Origin of the sequence: Pseudomonas sp. S36, from assembly GCF_016647875.1 — a bacterium.
Taxonomy (GTDB): Bacteria; Pseudomonadota; Gammaproteobacteria; order Pseudomonadales; family Pseudomonadaceae; genus Aquipseudomonas; species Aquipseudomonas parafulva.
Genome location: NZ_JACVVG010000005.1, coordinates 64914 through 82397, shown reverse-complemented (window position 1 = coordinate 82397; position 17484 = coordinate 64914). Strand labels below are relative to the sequence as shown.

General features: G+C 64.1%; 16 protein-coding genes. 6 read left to right on the top strand and 10 right to left on the bottom strand.

The genetic code is table 11. The features are described 5' to 3' along the window. Positions 1-18 precede the first annotated feature (18 nt). Positions 19-627, top strand: a complete 609-nt coding sequence (locus IAE36_RS04215) for an SCO family protein (protein WP_201210447.1) — start codon at positions 19-21, stop codon at positions 625-627. Further along, on the top strand, positions 628-1110 hold the full coding sequence (locus IAE36_RS04210; protein WP_201210445.1) for a copper chaperone PCu(A)C: 483 nt from the start codon (positions 628-630) through the stop codon (positions 1108-1110). It begins immediately after the preceding gene. A gap of 36 nt (positions 1111-1146) precedes the next feature. On the opposite strand, the gene IAE36_RS04205 is transcribed toward IAE36_RS04210, so the two are convergent. From IAE36_RS04205 to IAE36_RS04175, 7 genes are all read right to left on the bottom strand, one after another. Continuing rightward, a complete protein-coding gene (locus IAE36_RS04205; protein ID WP_028634478.1) occupies positions 1147-1374 on the bottom strand; it encodes a hypothetical protein in 228 nt (75 codons plus the stop codon). Between the two features lie 72 nt (positions 1375-1446). Beyond that, a complete protein-coding gene (locus IAE36_RS04200) occupies positions 1447-2280 on the bottom strand; it encodes an AraC family transcriptional regulator (RefSeq protein ID WP_060481198.1) in 834 nt (277 codons plus the stop codon). Further along, positions 2277-2591: an AzlD domain-containing protein gene (locus tag IAE36_RS04195; RefSeq protein ID WP_028634476.1), complete on the bottom strand. Its 315-nt coding sequence runs from the start codon at positions 2589-2591 to the stop codon at positions 2277-2279. Before IAE36_RS04195 ends, IAE36_RS04200 begins: the two co-directional genes overlap by 4 nt. Beyond that, positions 2588-3280, bottom strand: a complete 693-nt coding sequence (locus IAE36_RS04190; RefSeq protein ID WP_201210443.1) for an AzlC family ABC transporter permease — start codon at positions 3278-3280, stop codon at positions 2588-2590. Before IAE36_RS04190 ends, IAE36_RS04195 begins: the two co-directional genes overlap by 4 nt. Positions 3281-3364: 84 nt before the next feature. Then, positions 3365-4060 carry a sel1 repeat family protein gene (locus IAE36_RS04185; RefSeq protein ID WP_201164082.1) on the bottom strand — a complete coding sequence of 232 codons (696 nt, stop codon included), beginning with the start codon at positions 4058-4060 and terminating at the stop codon, positions 3365-3367. Positions 4061-4316: 256 nt separating this feature from the next. Continuing rightward, positions 4317-4943: a LysE family translocator gene (locus IAE36_RS04180; protein WP_201210441.1), complete on the bottom strand. Its 627-nt coding sequence runs from the start codon at positions 4941-4943 to the stop codon at positions 4317-4319. A gap of 2 nt (positions 4944-4945) precedes the next feature. Beyond that, the gene (locus IAE36_RS04175; RefSeq protein ID WP_060481202.1) at positions 4946-5734 is read right to left on the bottom strand and encodes a YqcI/YcgG family protein; all 789 of its coding nucleotides are present in this window, start codon (positions 5732-5734) and stop codon (positions 4946-4948) included. A 159-nt stretch (positions 5735-5893) separates the two neighbouring features. On the opposite strand from IAE36_RS04175, the gene IAE36_RS04170 reads away from it, so the two are divergent. The 4 genes from IAE36_RS04170 (at position 5894) to IAE36_RS04155 (ending at position 14595) form a co-directional block, all read left to right on the top strand. Continuing rightward, entirely contained in the window at positions 5894-6814 is a 921-nt protein-coding gene (locus IAE36_RS04170) for a LysR substrate-binding domain-containing protein (protein WP_201164085.1), read from the top strand. Positions 6815-6888: 74 nt separating this feature from the next. Then, on the top strand, positions 6889-9249 hold the full coding sequence (locus tag IAE36_RS04165) for a DNA polymerase II (protein ID WP_201210439.1): 2361 nt from the start codon (positions 6889-6891) through the stop codon (positions 9247-9249). Between the two features lie 97 nt (positions 9250-9346). Next, the gene (locus tag IAE36_RS04160; RefSeq protein WP_201210437.1) at positions 9347-13810 is read left to right on the top strand and encodes an NEL-type E3 ubiquitin ligase domain-containing protein; all 4464 of its coding nucleotides are present in this window, start codon (positions 9347-9349) and stop codon (positions 13808-13810) included. A 224-nt stretch (positions 13811-14034) separates the two neighbouring features. Further along, complete coding sequence (locus tag IAE36_RS04155; RefSeq protein ID WP_201210435.1) at positions 14035-14595, top strand: DUF4174 domain-containing protein; 561 nt, start codon at positions 14035-14037, stop codon at positions 14593-14595. Positions 14596-14629: 34 nt separating this feature from the next. On the opposite strand, the gene IAE36_RS04150 is transcribed toward IAE36_RS04155, so the two are convergent. The 3 genes from IAE36_RS04150 to IAE36_RS04140 all read right to left on the bottom strand — a co-directional run bounded on the left by IAE36_RS04150 (position 14630) and on the right by IAE36_RS04140 (position 17395). Further along, a complete protein-coding gene (locus IAE36_RS04150; RefSeq protein WP_201210433.1) occupies positions 14630-15478 on the bottom strand; it encodes a shikimate dehydrogenase in 849 nt (282 codons plus the stop codon). Continuing rightward, entirely contained in the window at positions 15475-15924 is a 450-nt protein-coding gene (gene aroQ, locus IAE36_RS04145; protein WP_201210431.1) for a type II 3-dehydroquinate dehydratase, read from the bottom strand. Before aroQ ends, IAE36_RS04150 begins: the two co-directional genes overlap by 4 nt. A gap of 133 nt (positions 15925-16057) precedes the next feature. After that, on the bottom strand, positions 16058-17395 hold the full coding sequence (locus IAE36_RS04140; protein WP_201210421.1) for an MFS transporter: 1338 nt from the start codon (positions 17393-17395) through the stop codon (positions 16058-16060). Positions 17396-17484: the final 89 nt, after the last annotated feature.

Below are 17484 nucleotides of genomic sequence, written 5' to 3'. Positions count from 1 at the left end.
CCTGTAAAGGATGGTTTCATGACTGATCTACTGACCCGGCGCGCGGTTGTCGCCGGCATGGGTGTTCTCGGGCTCGGTTTGCTGGCGGGCTGCAGCCCGGCCCGGGGGCTCGAGTTCAAGTACGGCAAGAACATGAGCAACGAGATCCTGGGGCGCAAGTTCAGCCTCAAGGACCCTCAAGGCAACGTGCGCACCCTGTCGAGCTTCTATGGCAGCATGCCGATGATCTTCTTCGGCTTCACCCAGTGCCCGGCCATTTGCCCCACCACGCTGGCGCGTGCCGCACAAATTCGCAAGTTGCTGCGGGGGCGTGACCGTGACCTGTTCCAGGTGGTGTTCATTACCCTGGACCCTGAGCGCGATACGCCCGAAGTGCTCGATGCCTACGTCAAGGCATTCGACCCCACTTTCACGGCGCTGACCGGTACGCCTGAAGAGATCGACGCCGTGGCTCGGGAGTTCAAGGTGTTCCACGAGAAAGTCCCGGCCGGCGACACCTATACCATTTCCCATTCGTCCACCAGCTACGTCTACGACACGCGTGGCACCCTGCGCCTGAGCCTGGGCCATTCCCTGAACGCCAAGGAATGTGCCGAGGACCTGGTTACCCTGATGGAGATCTGCTGAATGTCGATGCAACCAGTCAAGCATGGCCTGGCGGCCCTTTTTCTCATGAGCCTGGGCCTGCCGGCACTGGCCCAGACCACCGTGAACGATGCGTGGGTGCGCGCCAGCGTGCCGCACCAGCAGTCCACTGGTGCGTTCATGACGCTCACGGCCGATACTGACAGCAAGCTGGTGAGCGTGGCCTCGCCAGTGGCCAAGACCGTGCAGGTTCACGAGATGACCATGAATGGCGACGTCATGGGCATGCGCGAAGTCAAAGCGGTCGAGTTGCCTGCTGGCAAAGCCGTGACCCTGGACCCCAATGGGCTGCATGTGATGCTGATGGGCCTGAATGGTCAGGTGAAGGAAGGTGAGAAAGTGCCGCTGACCCTCACCGTCGAAACTGCCAATGGCGTGAAGGAAACCGTAGAGGTACAGGCAGAGGTGCGCTCGCTCACCGCCGAGGCCGGCAGTGGGCACGACCACATGCACATGAGCCACTGACCGGTTGAGCCGGGGCCGCGCCGCGGCCCTGGCAGCTCAACTGCGGAACCTGGGCAGCGGTCTGTCCAGGGTCAGCGACGTCAGCGTCTTGCGTACCCGCGCCTCGTCAGCCTCCAGCGCCCTGAGGCTTGCACGAATCTTCCCAGCCGCAGGCACATCGCCCTGGCGGTCGATCCAGTCGGCAATTTCCTTGAAAGCACTGCTCAGGCAGGCCTGGCGCTGGTTCATCAGTGACAGAAGGGTGGTGATCTCTTTTTCGGACATGGCCGCATCCTCCATTCAGCCACTTGAGTGTAGCAGCGGGTGGTAGAACCGCCTGGGGCGCCTTGACGCAGTTCAGGCGTAGCGACAGGCGCTGCGATAGGCCCCCGGCGTCACCCCGTAGGCCTGCTTGAACTGCCGGTTCAGGTGGCTCTGGTCGGCAAAGCCCAGGGTGAAGGCCACGTCCGATGCGGCCAGGCCGCGCCTGAGCATTTCCCTGGCCCGCGCCAGGCGTCGCTGCTTCAACCACGCGTGGGGTGGCAGGCCTGTGGCCTGGCGGAACACCCGGGCAAAGTGAAAGGGCGACAAATTGACTGCAGCGGCCAGCGCTTCCAGCGAGGGCGGTTCGGCCAGGTGCGTTTCCAGCATTTCCCGCGCACGGGCTACCGCCAGCGGCTCCTGGCCAGGGGCGGATGGCTCGGCGCCTTGCCCGTGGCGCTGCACCAGTGCCAGCACCGCTTGGCGCCAGGCCGTCTGCTGCTGCAACGCGCTGGCACTGCTTTCGGACAACCGGTGCAGTTGGCTGAAGGCCGCTGCCAGGGCCGGGTCGACAATCACGCTGTCCCTGAAGCGCGGCATGCCTTGCCGGCTCAGTTCCAGTTCTTCGAGCACGCCGGTTACGCGTTGGTGTTCCGGGTAAAAGCCGCGGTATTGCCAGCCAGCCTCATGGGCCTTGGCCCCGGTATGCAGCTCGTCAGGGTTGATCAGCACCATGCTGCCCACAGGCGCCAAGTGCTCGCTGCCACGGTGCCAGAAACGTTGCGCGCCGGACTCTATCACCGTGAACACATACCCTTCATGTACATGCGGGGCAAAGCGCTGCTGAACGTAGCGGGCGTGCAGCATCTCCACGTCGCCCAGCGCTGGCGCCTGCCACAGGTGAGTCTGCTCGCGCAGGGGCGTGCTCATGCCAGCCAACTGCGCAGAAGAAAGAAGATCAACATGCTCACCAGCATGCTCAGCAACACGCGGCGGGTCAACAGCACCAGGGCGATGGCCACCAGTGAGCCGAGCAGGTAAGGGTTCAACAGGCTCAGGTCAAGCTGGTGGTCGGGCATGAAGATGATCGGGCCACAGATGGCCGTCAGCATGCCTGGGACTGCAAAGCCCAGAAACTGTCGGGCGTTGGAGCCCAGGCGCAGGGGCAGGCGCGGTTCCAGAAACGCATAACGGTTCAGGAACACCAGGGTGCCCATCCCGGCGATCAGCAGCCAGATCATGAACGGCCCCCTGCCAGCTTCTGGCACACGAAGCCCGCACCCATGCCCAGCAGGCCAGCGGCAACCAGCGCGGTTTCCCAGTGCCAATGGGTAAACAGCACCGAGGTGAACAACGACACCGCCACACACACCAGCGTGGGCAGGTTGCGCACCAGTGGCGTGATCAGGGCGACGAAGGTGGCGACGATGGAAAAGTCCAGGCCCAACTGGTCGAGGTGTGGAATGTTCTGCCCCACGATGATGCCGACCAGGGTGAACAGGTTCCAGGCAACGTAGAAGGTCAGCCCAACCCCCAGCGCATACCAGCGGTTGAACTGCTGCTGGTCGTAGCGGCTGGTCAGGGCGAAAAACTCGTCGGTCAGCAGAAAGCCCAGGCCCAGGCGCCAGCGCAGTGGCAGTGGCGACAGCACCGGGCGCATCGACAGGCCGTACAGCAGGTGCTGCGAGGTCAGCAGCAAGGTGGTGAGCAGGATAGAGGCCAGGTTGGCGCCGCCTTTCAGCATGCCGATCGCCACTAGTTGCGCGGCGCCGGCGAAGACAATGGCCGACAGCCCTTGGCCTTGCAGCGCGCTGAGGTTGGCTTCGATGGCCATGGAGCCGGCCAGCAGCCCCCAGGGGGCAACCGCCAGGGACAGCGGCACAATGGCGAGGGCGCCGTGCAGGAAGGCGTGGCGGGCGAACTGGGGCATGATGGCTGGCGCACAGGATGTAAGGCAGGCCAGCATGCCAGACGGGGCAGGGCCTGGCTTGAACGTTCTTGCTGTCCGCTTGCCCTAGGGGCGGCTGGTCAAGTGCTGCTGGGCAGTGACACAGCCGTTGGTATCCACCGCCTTTTGCAGCAGCGTCGGGCGGTGCTGTGGGTCAAGGTCGCTGAGCAGCCGGTACACCTCAGCCTGATAGTCGCGCTGGCGGCCCCACAGCATGGACAGCCCCTGGGGCTGGTTGCGGTTACAGGCCAGGCGCGTGGCAGGTTGCGGGTAATAGGCCGCATACAGGGTGGCCATGCTGGGGATGGCTTCCAGTGCCGCGCGGTAATCGGCACTGGCATTGTAGGGGGGGCACCAGGTAGCAATGGCGGGCGCCGGTGCAGCAAAGCCCTGGCTCAGGCTGGCTTCGAGCAACGGGCAGGCAGCATCGGAAATTTGCGCGGATGGCAGGTAGGTCATGTAGTACAGCGCCAGGCGGTACTGCGCCACCGGGTGGCCAAGCTCCACCGACTTTTTCAGCAATGCCACAGCGGTGGGCAGGGTGTGGGCCATGGCCTGGCCCTGGCGGCTGAGCTCCGCGTCGTCACCCAGTGCCGTGCGCAAACTGCCCGGGCTGTCGTCTTGATTGTCCGCCTGTTCAAGCAGCGGCAAGGCCTGGCGATACAGCAGGTCGGCGTGGGGGTCGATGTGCACCTCCAGCGCCTGGGCAAGCACAGGCGCAAGGGCAACCAGCAGCACCGGTAAGCGGTGCAGCGGCCTCATAGGCTTGCCCCGCAGGTTGCCAGGCGGTGATGGACGGCTTCGGTAATCATGGCAGTCAAGCGTGCGCCTCTGGCAAATCGGAACGACTTTGTATTCTAGCCACCGAATGGGGCTTGCCGAAAGGCCAACCGACGATTGTCAGGCAAGCCGTGCCGCCGCTCGTTGCGACCCGGGCGTTATTGCCTAGACCCTTCCGATGCAGGCGGTCAATGAACAGGGGGCTTTGGAGGGTGTCCTGGATGCTCCGGCGCTGCCGTCAGGCAGCCAGTTCCCTGACGTTGTACAGCAGGCCACCGATGGCGATCAGCAGCAGCGCCACACCCGAAGCCAGGCTGATGAAGCGGTTGCTGCGCTCAGAGGCAATCTTCCCGATGGCGAAGATGTACAAGCTGAGCACCGCGAAGTCGATGATGACCCACAGCAACGACAGCACCACCATGCTCTTGCCAAACGACTCGGTGATCTGGATGAACTGCGGGAAGAAGGCGATGAAAAAAATGATGTCCTTGGGGTTGGATATGCCCACCATGAAGCCCTGCCACAGGCCGCCACGGCCAGGTTTCACGGCGTCGTTCGCGGTGTCCGTTGCTGGCGCGTGGAGGGCCTCCTTGAGCGTGCCCACTGCGATGTACCCGATGAACAGGCAGCCCAGCAGGCTCATGGTGCTGAGCCAGGCCTTGTCGATGGCGGCACTGGTGAGGATGATCCAGGCAGCCGCAGCAATCAGCACCAGTGACGCCCAGTTGGTGCCCAAGGCCGTGAAGATGGCCTTGCGCGAGCCGGAGGCGGCGGCAGTGTTGACGATCAATGCCACGACTGGCCCAGGGGTGGCGATCAGCAGCAGCACGGTGAGGGCGTAGGTGGCGGTCAGGGCGGTATTCACGTTCAGTTCTCGGTAAGGATGTCAGGTACTGCCTGGGTGGCGGCGTGGGCATGAAAAGGGCAACGTGGCGGGTTCAGTGAACCCGCCTCCTGCAACTGGTATTGCTTCCATTCGTAGTTGTCGGCATCGCCGAAGAAGCCGAGGGTGTCGGGCATCACGCCGTCGTTGTAGTGGTGCACGCGCTCGCGGATCCGCTCACGGATGCGCTTGCCACTCTCGGTGCCGGCATTGGCGACTTCGTCGAAGTTCTCCCGGGGGTTGATGACCAGGGTGATGTGCGGGCCCAGGTTGCGGCTTTTCATGGCCTGGTGGCCGGGGAAGTTCATGTTGATGAACAGCGGCATGCCGGCGTAGCAGAATGACCAGTTCGTATCATCGGGGTCGGTCGGTACCCCTTGTGGCCAGGGGTGAGGGTCTCGCGCATGCACGCCACGCAGTACCTTCCAGGCCAGCGCCTGCTGCTGGGCCAGGGTGCTGTCGGTGGCCGTTTCGAGAAACACCACCAGTGGGCTGCCGATGCGCTGCTTGGGTTTGATGGGGCCGACATGGCGCACGTAGTCCGCAAGCCCCTGGGCGACGTCATCAGCCAGTTGCTCGGCGCGGGCGAATAGAACATGGCAGGTTTGGCCGTTGACTGCCTTGCGGCCGAACAGGCAGGGGAAGTCGGGGTTGGCGAGGATGTTGCGAAAGTGCTCCAAGGTTGAGTGAGTCCAGTGTTGCTTGTTGCTTCCATGTTCGGCGGTCAGCTCCAGCGCATCCAGGCGATAGCAGTGTCCATATCCCGTAAACATGATTTCCCCAGATGTAAATTAGATGAACGTTCCACACATTTGCAGGCAGGATCTTGGTTATATTTGTAAATTAACTGCATTTTCCGAAACCCGCTTCACGTTGTAAAACGTGTGGAACTATGACCTACTATTAGTCTCGCTCATGCTTGGGATCTACACATGTCGGAACGGATTCAGGCCTTGCACGCCCTGCGTGCCTTCGAGGTGGCCTCTCGGTATGGTTCTTTCACCCGCGCCGCGGAAGAGCTGGCCCTGACCCAGGGCGCCGTCAGCCATCACATCAAGACGCTGGAAGCCATGTTCGGCTGCGACCTGTTCGAGCGACGCGGCCCCAAGCTGAGCCTCACCGAGCACGGTCGTCTGCTGGCCCAGGAGCTCAAAGTCGGGTTCAAGATCATCGAGAACGCCTGTGCATTGCTGCGCCAGGACCGCTACGGGCTGCGCCTGAAGGCCCCCTCCACATTGACCGTGCGCTGGCTGCTGCGGGCGCTCGACGGCTTCAAGAAGCACGAAGACACCTGCAGCGTGCAGTTGTCCAGCGTGTGGATGGACATCGACACCGTGGACTTCTACTCCGAGCCCTACGACTGCGCGATCTTGTTGGCCAGCGGCCGTTTCCCGGCCGATATAGAGAGTTTCCGGCTGTTCGATGAATGGCTGATCCCGGTGTGCCACCCCGACTACATGGCGCAGGCGCAGCCCGCACTGGCGGACCTGAACCACTGTGAGTTCCTGCACCCGTCCCCCGACCGCAGGGACTGGCGGCGCTGGCTGGCGCGCATGGATGCGCTGGACATCAGCATCGACCAGGGGCAGGTGTTCGACACGCTGGACCAAGGTATTTCCGCCGCTCAGCAGGGGTTGGGTATCTCGGTGGTCGACTTGGTACTGGCCAGCGCAGACCTCGCCGCAGGTCGCCTGGTGACGCCTTTCAAGCACGCCGTGGCCACCGGTGACGGTTACTACATGACCTGGCTCAAAGCCAGCCCCAAGGCCCGGCAGATGCACAAGCTGCGTGACTTTCTGCTGGGGCAGGTGCCGCCGTTGGCCCTGAAGGACATCAACTACCTGTACGGCTGAACCCGCTTCGGGGTGTGGGCTGTTGGCCGCACGGGTACAATTGGCCTTCGACAAGTGATGCAGAGGGCAATGGGGTGGAGTTGCAGCAGGGCTTCGTGCTGACCCGGCACTGGTACGACACGCCTGAAGGTACCTGCGTGGAGTTCTGGCTGGCCACCGACCACGGGCCACGATTGCTGCGCCTGGCGCCTCAGGTGTCGGTGGCGTTCATCCCCCAGGCGCAACAGGCCCATGCCCGGGTGCTGCTGGCCGACGAGCCGGGCGTGGAGCTGCGCCCGCTTGGGCTCAAGGCTTTCGACCAGCGCCCGGTGCTGGGGTTGTATTGCCGGCAGTATCGCCAGTTGCTGCAGCTTGAGCAGCGCCTGCGCACGGCGGGTATCGACGTGTTCGAGGCCGACATACGGCCACCGGAACGCTACTTGATGGAGCGCTTCATCACCGCCCCTGTGCAGTTCGCAGGCCAGGTCGATGCCCAGGGCGTGGTGTGCGAAGCCCAGCTCAAGCCGGTCGCCGAGTACCGGCCGCCGCTGCGGCTGGTGTCGCTGGATATCGAAACCACCGAGCGCGGCGAGTTGTACAGCATCGCCCTGGAAGGTTGCGGCCAGCGCCAGGTGTACATGCTCGGGCCGGCCAACGGCGATGCGGCGCAGGTAGATTTCGACCTGCACTACTGCACCGACAGGGCCGCCTTGCTGCATTGCCTGAACCAGTGGGTGGCGCGCCACGACCCGGACGCGATCATCGGCTGGAACGTCGTGCAGTTCGACCTGCGCCTGCTGCACGAGCACGCCGGGCGCCTGCAGGTGCCCCTGGCGCTGGGCCGGGGCGGTGCACCCATGACACTGCGCGCCCACGCCAAGGGCGGGCACGTGTTTGCCGAGGTGCCGGGGCGCCTGCTGATCGACGGGATCGAGGCGCTGCGGTCGGCCACCTGGAGCTTCCCGTCGTTCAGCCTGGAGAACGTTGCCCAGACCCTGCTGGGCGATGGCAAGGCGATCAGCACGCCCTACCAGCGCATGGATGAAATCAACCGTATGTTCGCCGAGGACAAGCCGGCCCTGGCGCGCTACAACCTCAAGGACTGCGAACTGGTCACACGCATCTTTGCCCATACCCGGTTGCTGGAATTTCTACTGGAGCGCGCCTCGGTAACCGGGCTTGCAGCCGATCGCAGCGGGGGATCGGTGGCTGCGTTCTGCCACTTGTACATGCCCCACATGCACCGCCTTGGGTTTGTCGCGCCCAACCTGGGCAGCCGGCCGGAAGAAGCCAGCCCGGGCGGTTTTGTCATGGATTCGCGGCCAGGGTTGTATCATTCGGTGCTGGTGCTGGACTACAAGAGCCTGTACCCCTCGATCATTCGCACGTTCCTGATCGACCCGGTCGGGCTGGTCGAGGGCCTGGGCCAGCCCGATGACCAGCACGCGGTGGAGGGCTTCAGGGGGGCGCGTTTCTCGCGAACCCGGCATTGCCTGCCGGCCATCGTCGAGCGCGTTTGGCAGGGCAGGGAGCAGGCCAAGCAGGTCGGCAATGCGCCGTTGTCACAAGCCCTGAAAATCATCATGAACGCCTTTTACGGCGTGTTGGGCTCCAGTGGCTGCCGCTTCTTCGACGCGCGGTTGGCATCCTCGATTACCCTGCGTGGCCACCAGATCATGCGACAAACCCGCGCGTTGATCGAAGCGCGAGGGTTCGATGTGATCTACGGCGACACCGACTCCACGTTCGTGTGGCTGAAAACGGCCCACGATGAGGCGGCTGCCGCGCAGATCGGCAAGGCACTGGTGGCCGAGGTCAACCAGTGGTGGCAAGGGCACCTGCAGCAGACACTGGGCATCGAGAGCGCCCTGGAACTGCAGTTCGAAACCCATTACCGGCGTTTTCTGATGCCGACCATCCGCGGCACCGATGAAGGCAGCAAAAAACGCTATGCCGGGCTGGTGCAGCGTGCCGATGGTACCGAAGACATGGTCTACAAAGGGCTCGAGTCGGTGCGCACCGACTGGTCGCCGCTGGCCAGGGCGTTCCAGCAGCAGTTGTATGGCCGCATCTTCCGGGGCGAGCCCTACCGTGATTACGTGCGCGGGTATGTGGCGCGCACCCTCGCCGGCGAGCAGGACGAACTGCTGGTCTACCGCAAGCGCTTGCGTCGGCCGCTGGCGGAGTACCAGCGCAACGTGCCGCCCCATGTCCGTGCCGCACGCCTTGCCGATGACTACAATCGCCAGCTTGGCCGTGGCCTGCAGTATCAGCGCGGTGGCTGGATCAGCTATGTGATGACCACGTCCGGGCCCGAGCCGCTGGAAAACCGCAGGGCACCGATCGACTACGAGCATTACCTGACGCGTCAGTTGCAACCGGTCGCTGACGCGATTCTGCCTTTTGTAGGCGACAGCTTCGCGGCGTTGGTTGATCACCAGATGCTGTTGTTCTAGGGCGGCGCGTGACCCGTGTGGGTGGTAGTAGGTCGCCACTTCAATGGGGCGACCTTTGCATACCCTGGCACCCGTATCGACATTGCGGGAGCACCGGATGGACACCACCACTCAACCCAACCTGCTCGAGCAAGCGGGCCAGGACCGGCTTCTCGCCGCGCAACTGCCCACCTGGCTCAAGGCTGTCAGCCATCAGCACATGCCCGTCGTGTGCCAGGCGCTGCGCAGCAGCCTGGCCTGCCGGCAGCGGCTCAGTGTGCGCTGGGCGGCCATCCAAGGCATCGATCACTTCATCACGCCCCTGCTGCAAGCGGCCCTCGCCCAGCGCCATGGGGTGAGTGTGCCAGTGGATCAATTGTGGTTTCGCAATGCCTACCAGGTGCCCTTGCTGACCTACGCCCCGATTCGCGTCCCGCTGACTCAAAGGGTGTATTACCAGATCCCGCTGCTGGAAGCTGTGCTGCGCAATTTCACCGCTGACGAAGCCACGCCAGGCATCCTTGCGCCCGGGGCCGGATTGCACAACGGGGCAGGGCAGCGTTTGCGTGAACCTCACGCTGCCCAGTTCGCCCGCCTGATTCGCGAGCTGGACCTTGGAGCGCGCTATCAGGCGCATCTGCAGGCCCACCTTGCCCCCGCGGCCATGGTTGCGGTGCTGGGGGAACTGACCCGGCACGAGATGCTGATCGACGCATTCAAGGCCCGTGCGCGTGGCGTATTGACCGAGGCGGAACTGGGTTTGCTGATCAACCTTTGGCGTGATGGCCGGTTGGGGCCCCTGCAAGGCGATCGCGTGGTTGCGAAAAACCTCGAAGTGCTGGGCTGCCCGTTGCAGCAGATTGTGGTGTTGGACGTGCGAGACGAGTCCCTGGCACCGTTCTATACGTCCAGCCGGCGTGTACTGGTGTACATCCCTGGCGACCCGCAGGGCGCCTGGAGCGCTGCAGAAAACCTGGCGCGGTTTGCCCGCAAGGTGCTGAACGCCCGTCTGCGTGAAAAGCCCTACCAGCAATTCTTCGCCCGTTTCGTGCGCCGTCGTGACAGCCAGGGGTTCTTCGCCAAGCTGGCCACCCGCTTCTATCACGATATCCCGGCATGGGCCACCGCCGACCTGTACCCCCGCGCCTATCCATTGCCCGGGCCGCTGTTCGAGAGCCTTGCGCTCGCGCGCATCGCGCAGATCCAATCCGATGCAGCCACATTGCTACCGCCCGTCCAGCAACTGGACCGCGAACGCGAGCAGGCTCACGAGCAGCGCCTTGCGGCTGAGGGCTGGACATTGCTGGGGCTTGCCAGCCTGTGGGTGCCGGGCATCGGCGCTGTGCTGTTGGCTGTGACGGTGTGGAGCCTGTTGCAAGAGGCCTTCTATGCCCTGGACGCCTGGCAGGAGGGTGAGGCCGAGCAGGCTTTGGAGCACCTCGACCACGTGGCCACCGACCTGGCACTGGTGGCGGCCGGCGCTGCCGGCGTGCACGTGGTGCGCCAAGCCTGGAAGCGTTCCGCTTGGGTAGACAGCCTGGTCCAGGCCAACGTCCAGGGCGGCGGCGAGCGCTTGTGGGCCGGGGACCTTGCCCCTTTTCATAGCGAACAACCACCTGCGCATGCCGTCACCGATGCCCAAGGCGTCAGCCGCAACGACGCGCATGCCTGGATACGCATGGACGGGCAGACGTACCGCGTGCAGCAACGCCCCACCGATGGGCAGTGGCAACTGCTGCCCCGTGACGGGTATGGCCCTTTGCTGCAACACAATGGGGCCGGTGCCTGGCGGCTGTGGAGCGAGTCGCCCATGGACTGGCAAGGTACACGCTACCTGTTCCGGCGCCTTGGCGGCCCGATGGCCGAACTGGACGACAGCGCTATCGACCACGTGCTGGCTGTTCACGGCCTGGACGATGCACAGCTGCGAGCATTGCACCTGAGCGCGGATGCCTGTGCCCCCGGTCTGATCGATACAGCGCTACGGGCAGGGCTTGAGCAACGTTTGCGCGGGCTGGTTGCGCAGCTGCGTGCTGGTGGGCCTGCCGACGACTTTCAGTGGTTTGACGACGTGATTGCGCCCCCGTTCGAGCAAGGGCGCACGCGGGAACAGTTGGCAAACTGGGTGCACGCGCAACGGCGGCCATTGCTGCAGCGCTTGTACCAGGCGCTGCCGCAACCGGATGACGAGGGCTGCCGGGCGTTATGCCGTGTTTTCCCTCGCTTGTATGGCAGCGCTGCGCAAGCCTTGTTGCGCCGTGCCAGCCAGGCAGACCTGGAGCGGCTGAAGCTGACGGGGCGTGTACCGCTGCAGTTGGCCGAGGCCGCGCGGGTACGCTCGCTGCAGATACGCCTGGACCGGGCACTCGAAGCGCTGTACTTCGATACTCCCCAGAGCACTGATGTGGCACGGCTGGCGTTCGGTATGCTGCGTCACCTGGCAGGTGCCTCGGCAAGGGTCCGCTGGCGGCTGTTCAGCAGCCAGGCGAGGGGTGCCCTGCTGGCTGACACTCAGTCGGGGCAGCGGGTGCTGGACGTGCTGTACGACGATGGCCTGTTCAGCGTGCTCGACGCACAAGGCCGGGTGCTGGCACCTGCGGGTGAGTTGTTCCAGGTCATGGCCAGCGTGTGCGACCAGGCAGACCTCGCTACCCTGCAGCTTGAAGCCCCTTTCGCCGAGCACTTGCAAGCCCGCGTGCTACGGCTCACCGAAGCCAACCGCACGACCTTGCCGGGCTTGCTGGGCAGCAGCGACCCTGGTGCCTGGCGGATGCCGGTTCGCCTGCCGGATGGCCGGGTTGGCTACCCGTTGAGCGGGCGCAGAAGCCGGCGCCCCAACCCCTATCACCGCAGGCTGCGGTTACTCTACCCAACCTATACCGATGGTCAGCTCAATGCCTGGCTGGCCCAGGCGCAAGAGGCGCCAGGGGGCGTGGAGGCACGCCTGCATCAGGTGGAGCAGGAGTTCGAGCAGATCAATGTTCAGCTGCGCCTGTGGACCAGCCGCGGCTCCACACGTGCAGAACGGCAGCGGCGCCGTGAGCTTCGGCAGGCCTTGCAGAACTGCTGGCAGCACGTGCTTGATCAGGGCACCCATGGCAACGACCTGATCCAGGCATACCGTTGGGACATGATTGGCATTCACACCGAAACCTTCCCGGAGCTGCCAGAACAGGCCAACTTCGACCATGTGTATTCGCTGACCCTGCGTGACGCTCACATCACCCAACTGCCCGAAAGCTTTCTGCGGGCGTTTTCCAATGTGCGGTCGCTGGAGATGCCCAACAACCGTCTGCCGCGGGTCCCACACGCATTGCTGCAGATGGAAAACCTCTGGACACTCGACCTTTCCTGCAACCTCATCAGCCTGGACCCGGGCCAGGCGACCATCCTTGCCAGTTGCGCCAACCTGCGCTTTCTCGACCTGTCGCGCAACCCGCTGGGCAGGCCGTTCGCGGTCAATGGCCTGATCCACCTGCACGAGCTGCGGTTGGCCGGTACCCAGCTGCGCAGCCTTCCTTACCTGTTGATGGAAAACACCTCGCTGAGGGTATTGGACCTGCGTGACAACCAGATCACCGAATTGCCCGAAGGGTTCTACGAATCGACGTTGTGGGTGCAGGGCGAGGTGCACCTCAGTGGCAACCCCTTGACCGACGCCGAGCGCGAGCGGCTGCAGGAGGCGCTGCAGTCGGCGGCCTCGCTGGACGATGCCCGCGCCTGGGCGTTGGCCCGCTTGCGCTGGATGGACGCCATCGGCATGGACCAGCGCACGGAACTGGGTGCATGTTGGGAGCCGCTGCAGGCTATGCAAGGCGCTGCGCAGTTTTTCAACTTGTTGCAGCGCTTGACGGAAACCGCCGACTTCCAGAACCGCACCGGCGCGCGCTACCTGGCCTGTCGGGTCATGGGCCTATTGCAGGCCATGCGTGATTCAGCGGAGCTGCGAGACGCGATGTTCAGTGACGCCGAGCAGCTTACCTGCCAGGACAGTGTCGCCCTCCGGTTCAGCGACCTGGAACTGCGCCTGCTGGTGTGGCAGGCCGAAGCCAGCGCGCAGGCGGGCGACCAGCAGCAGATGCTGCTGCACCTGGGCAGGCAGCTGTGGCGCATGGATGAAGTGGACCACATCGCGATGGAGGACATGCAGATGCGCCAGCGCTCCGGTGCCGACCCTGATCTGATCGAAGTGGCGCTGGCCTATCGCCTGGCGTTGCGTGACGACCTGGACCTGCCCGTCAACACCCGTGGCATGACGTTTCGCGAAGTGGCCGGTGTTAACGAGCGGCACATCAGCCAGGCCCGCAGTCGGGTGCTGGCGGCCGAAAGCACGGAGCAACTGGCCGCTTCGCTGCTGGGGCGAGAGTTCTGGTGCCGCCACCTGCGCAGTGCCTACCCTGAGCGGTTCGAGGCGTTGAATGCCCCATTTCATGAGCGCCTGGAGGCCATGCAGGAAGCCCCAGGGCTCAGCGAGATGCAGCGCCTGGAGCAAACCGCCACCATCGCTGACCAGCGCCAGGCAGCGGAGCGCACGCTGATGCTGGAGCTGACCCGGCATGCCCTGGATACCGCCGTCGACTGAGGTTGAAGGCGTGTACTGTACCTGTGCAGGCAGGGCAACGATGTAGGTTTGGGCTATGCTCAAGTGCACGCGTTGGGGGCTTTTCCTGGTCTGCATGTGGTGGCTAGAAACGCCAGGTTACTTTTGCGCAGGCCCATTGCCAGCCCAGTTGGTTTAGGCTCCCGCGTCGGATCTTTCTCCAGGATCTGTAGTCTTTGGTTTATCGAGAGAATAAGGAGATGCGCATGCTCGTCCGGTCACTGACCCTCGCCACCCTGCTCGCCGTTGCTAGCCCATTGTTCGCTGCAGACAGCGATGCACCGCTGGCCAAGGAGCTGGGCAAGGCAAGGCCGTTGGTCATCATCGCCCCCAGCAGTGCCGACCCGACCCTGAGGGCGGTCAACAAGGCATTCGAAGACCCAGCCACCCAGGCGGCCTTCAAGGAACGGGGCCTGGTGTTGTTCAGCGTGGCTCAGATGATGGGCAAGCGTGACGACAAGAACCTCGAGCAGCAGACCACCATGGCCTTGATCCGCGAGTTGAAGCTCGGTGCCAGCAAAGGCACCAAGGTGATTCTGGTTGGCAAGGACGGCGAGCGGCACATGCTCAAGGATGATGACACCGGTGACGCGCTGGACCCGCAGGTAATTCTCAAGGCGGTGGACGATCTGCCCGCCACTGAAAAAGCCGTGAAGGCGCCAGAACCGGTAGCGGCGGCGCCGCAAGAGGGGGCCAAGGAAAGCAAGCCTGGCAAGGCAGCCAAACCTGCAAAACCCGCCGCCCCGCCAAAACCCCTCGACGATTGAACCGCACCCAAGGGCTGGGCGGCAGCCCTTGGTTTCAAGTAAAGCTGGCGAAATGCGCTTGCATGCGTGCGGCGTCAGCTTGCTTTCCGCTGAACAGCTCGAATGCCTTCACCGCTTGGAATACGGCCATGTTGCTGCCATCGAGCGTGCGACAGCCAATGGCCCTCGCGGCGCGCAGCAATTCGGTTTCCAGTGGGAAGTAAATGATTTCTGCTACCCACAGGTCCGGGTGCAACAGCTCTACCGGCAATGGGGTGCCGGGCAGCTTGGCCATGCCCACCGGCGTGGTGTTGACCAAACCGTCTGCGTCTGCCAGGGCAGGGGCCAGGTCAGTCCCCAAGACCGCTCGCTCGGCGCCGAAATGGGCATTGAGGTTGTCGACCAGGGCCTGAGCCCGGGCAGCGTCCACTTCGAACAGCACCAATTGGCCAACCCCTTCGGCCAGCAGGGCGTGCGCCACCGCCGAGCCCGCGCCGCCAGCCCCCAGCTGCACCACCACCCGCCGTGATACATCTGGCAGGCCCCGGCGCAGGCCCTCGGCGAAGCCCAGGCAGTCGGTGTTGTGGCCCACGCGTTTGCCATCCTTGAACACAACGGTGTTGACCGCGCCGATGCCCCTGGCTTCCTCGGACAGCTCATCCAGCAGCGGAAGAATCGACTGTTTGAAGGGGTAGGTGATGTTCAAGCCGGTAAAGCCGGTGCGCTGCGCGCCATCGAGCAAGCTGGGCAGGGCGCTGTCATCCAGCTGCAACTGGTCGGCATCAATCAGGCGATACAGGTAACGCAAGGCTTGGGCATCCCCTTCGTGCTCGTGCAGCGCCGGGGTGCGCGACAGTTGGATGCCACGGCCGATGAGGCCGGCAAGGATTGCCTGCTGGCTCATGCCGCACGCTCCTGCAACAGCGCGCCGAAATGACTGATGGCCATGCGGTAGCCATGGCTGCCCAGGCCGCAGATAACACCGACGGCGATGGATGAAATGAACGACAGGTGCCTGAAAGGCTCACGCTTGTGCACATTGGACAGGTGCACCTCGATCACCGGCACCTCGCTGGCGACCAAGGCATCGCGGATGGCCACAGAGGTATGTGTCCAGGCGCCAGGGTTGATGACGATGCCGGCGCAGCGGCCGCGGGCGGCATGTATCCAGTCGATCAGCTCGCCTTCGTGGTTGGTCTGGCGGAACTCGATGTCCAGGTTCAATGTTTGGGCAGTGTCAGCACAGCCCTGCGCCAGGTCGGCCAGTGTCTCGTAGCCGTACTGGGAGGGTTCGCGGGTACCCAGCATGTTCAGGTTGGGGCCGTTGAGCACAAGAATGAGGGGCTTCATGGGGAGTATCGCTTTGTTGTTGTTGAATGCCTCCAGTTTTGTACCAGCCGGTTAATATAGTCAATTGCACCCAGTGCTGGCCTGGCGAAAGTGTGCGATTAACGAACCGGGGCCGCACTGCGGCCCTCTCGCCTCAAACCGCGGGACGCGCGCCGCTGCTTACCGGGTTTGTCGCCGCCTCGTCATGCAGCGAAATGCGCGAGGTTTCCGGCAGCGCCAGCCCGCCAATCAAGGCCACCAACGCGATCGCCACCAGGTAGAAGGCCGGTGCCAGGCTGCTGCCGGTCTGCCCGATCAGCCACGTCGCCACCAGGGGGGCGGTGCCGCCGAACAGGGTGTAGGCCACATTGTAGGTGATGGCCGACGCGGTATAGCGGGTGCGGGTGGGGAAGCTCTCGGACAGCAGCGCTGCCGTGACCACGCCGCTGCACAGGGCGCCCACCGCCAACAGGATCACCCCCAGCAGTGCCCCGGGCATGGAACCGGAGCTCGCCAGCCAATAGGCCGGGAACACGCAGGCCATCACCCACAGGCAGGTAAAGCCGATGGTCTTGCGCCGCCCCACACGGTCGGAAAATGCCCCTGCCAGCGGGCACCCTACCGCGGCGAAGATCAGCGCCACCGTGGTGACCAGCAGCGACTGGGCGCGGGTCAGGTTGCCCACCAGTTGCAGGTAGGTGGCGAAGTACGTGGTGAACATATAGAACGACAGCGCGGTCAGCGAGATGAACGCACCCAGGTTGCGGATGGTGCGGCCATGGTGGCGCAAGGTGTCCTTGAGCGGTGAATGCTCGTGGACCTTGCCCTGGGCAAGCGCCTCGCGGAACGCCGGGGTTTCTTCCATGCGCCAGCGCAGGTACAGGCCCACCAGGCCCAACGGGGCGGCGATCAGGAAGGGGACACGCCAGCCCCACGCACTCATGGCTTCGGCAGACAAGCTGGCCTCCAGGCCATAGGCGATCACAGCGGCGCAGGCGAAGGCGGAGAAGGTGGACACCGGTACGAAGCTGCCATAGAACGCGCGCTTGTCGTCAGGCGCATGCTCCATCAGGTAGGCGCAGGCACCGGCATACTCGCCACCGGCAGAAAATCCTTGCAGGCAGCGCGCCAGGGTGAGCAGCGCCGGCGCCGCCAGGCCGATGCTGGCGTAGGTGGGCAGCAAGCCGATGAGCGTCGTGGAGCCCGCCATCAGCAGGATGGTCAACGACAGGATGCGCTTGCGCCCAAGGCGGTCGCCCAGCGCGCCGAACACGATACCGCCCAGCGGGCGCAGGGCAAAGGCCACCGCAAACACGGCGAACGTCTTGAGCAAGGCCACGCTGGCATCTTCGCTGGCAAAGAACTGGCTGGCGATCAGGGTGGCGAGAAAGCCATACACCGCAAAGTCGAACCATTCGACAAAGTTGCCGATGGCTGAAGCGGCGATGACGCGACGCAGGGTGGCGGGGGATACCTCATGAGTTGCGGACATGCGGGTGCTCTCCGGTTTCCATTGGCAGTCATGAAGAACGTGGGGCGGTCGGGCCGCCTCATCATTTTTATGTGTCTGCCAGTAGATCG

What these genes read in the sequence shown, in the direction of transcription:
- IAE36_RS04215 (WP_201210447.1), top strand. Translation starts at nt 19, where the DNA reads ATGACTGATCTACTGACCCGGCGCGCGGTTGTCGCCGGCATGGGTGTT.
- IAE36_RS04210 (WP_201210445.1), top strand. Translation starts at nt 628, where the DNA reads ATGTCGATGCAACCAGTCAAGCATGGCCTGGCGGCCCTTTTTCTCATG.
- IAE36_RS04205 (WP_028634478.1), bottom strand. Translation starts at nt 1,374, where the DNA reads ATGTCCGAAAAAGAGATCACCACCCTTCTGTCACTGATGAACCAGCGC.
- IAE36_RS04200 (WP_060481198.1), bottom strand. Translation starts at nt 2,280, where the DNA reads ATGAGCACGCCCCTGCGCGAGCAGACTCACCTGTGGCAGGCGCCAGCG.
- IAE36_RS04195 (WP_028634476.1), bottom strand. Translation starts at nt 2,591, where the DNA reads ATGATCTGGCTGCTGATCGCCGGGATGGGCACCCTGGTGTTCCTGAAC.
- IAE36_RS04190 (WP_201210443.1), bottom strand. Translation starts at nt 3,280, where the DNA reads ATGCCCCAGTTCGCCCGCCACGCCTTCCTGCACGGCGCCCTCGCCATT.
- IAE36_RS04185 (WP_201164082.1), bottom strand. Translation starts at nt 4,060, where the DNA reads ATGAGGCCGCTGCACCGCTTACCGGTGCTGCTGGTTGCCCTTGCGCCT.
- IAE36_RS04175 (WP_060481202.1), bottom strand. Translation starts at nt 5,734, where the DNA reads ATGTTTACGGGATATGGACACTGCTATCGCCTGGATGCGCTGGAGCTG.
- IAE36_RS04170 (WP_201164085.1), top strand. Translation starts at nt 5,894, where the DNA reads ATGTCGGAACGGATTCAGGCCTTGCACGCCCTGCGTGCCTTCGAGGTG.
- IAE36_RS04160 (WP_201210437.1), top strand. Translation starts at nt 9,347, where the DNA reads ATGGACACCACCACTCAACCCAACCTGCTCGAGCAAGCGGGCCAGGAC.
- IAE36_RS04155 (WP_201210435.1), top strand. Translation starts at nt 14,035, where the DNA reads ATGCTCGTCCGGTCACTGACCCTCGCCACCCTGCTCGCCGTTGCTAGC.
- IAE36_RS04150 (WP_201210433.1), bottom strand. Translation starts at nt 15,478, where the DNA reads ATGAGCCAGCAGGCAATCCTTGCCGGCCTCATCGGCCGTGGCATCCAA.
- aroQ (WP_201210431.1), bottom strand. Translation starts at nt 15,924, where the DNA reads ATGAAGCCCCTCATTCTTGTGCTCAACGGCCCCAACCTGAACATGCTG.
- IAE36_RS04140 (WP_201210421.1), bottom strand. Translation starts at nt 17,395, where the DNA reads ATGTCCGCAACTCATGAGGTATCCCCCGCCACCCTGCGTCGCGTCATC.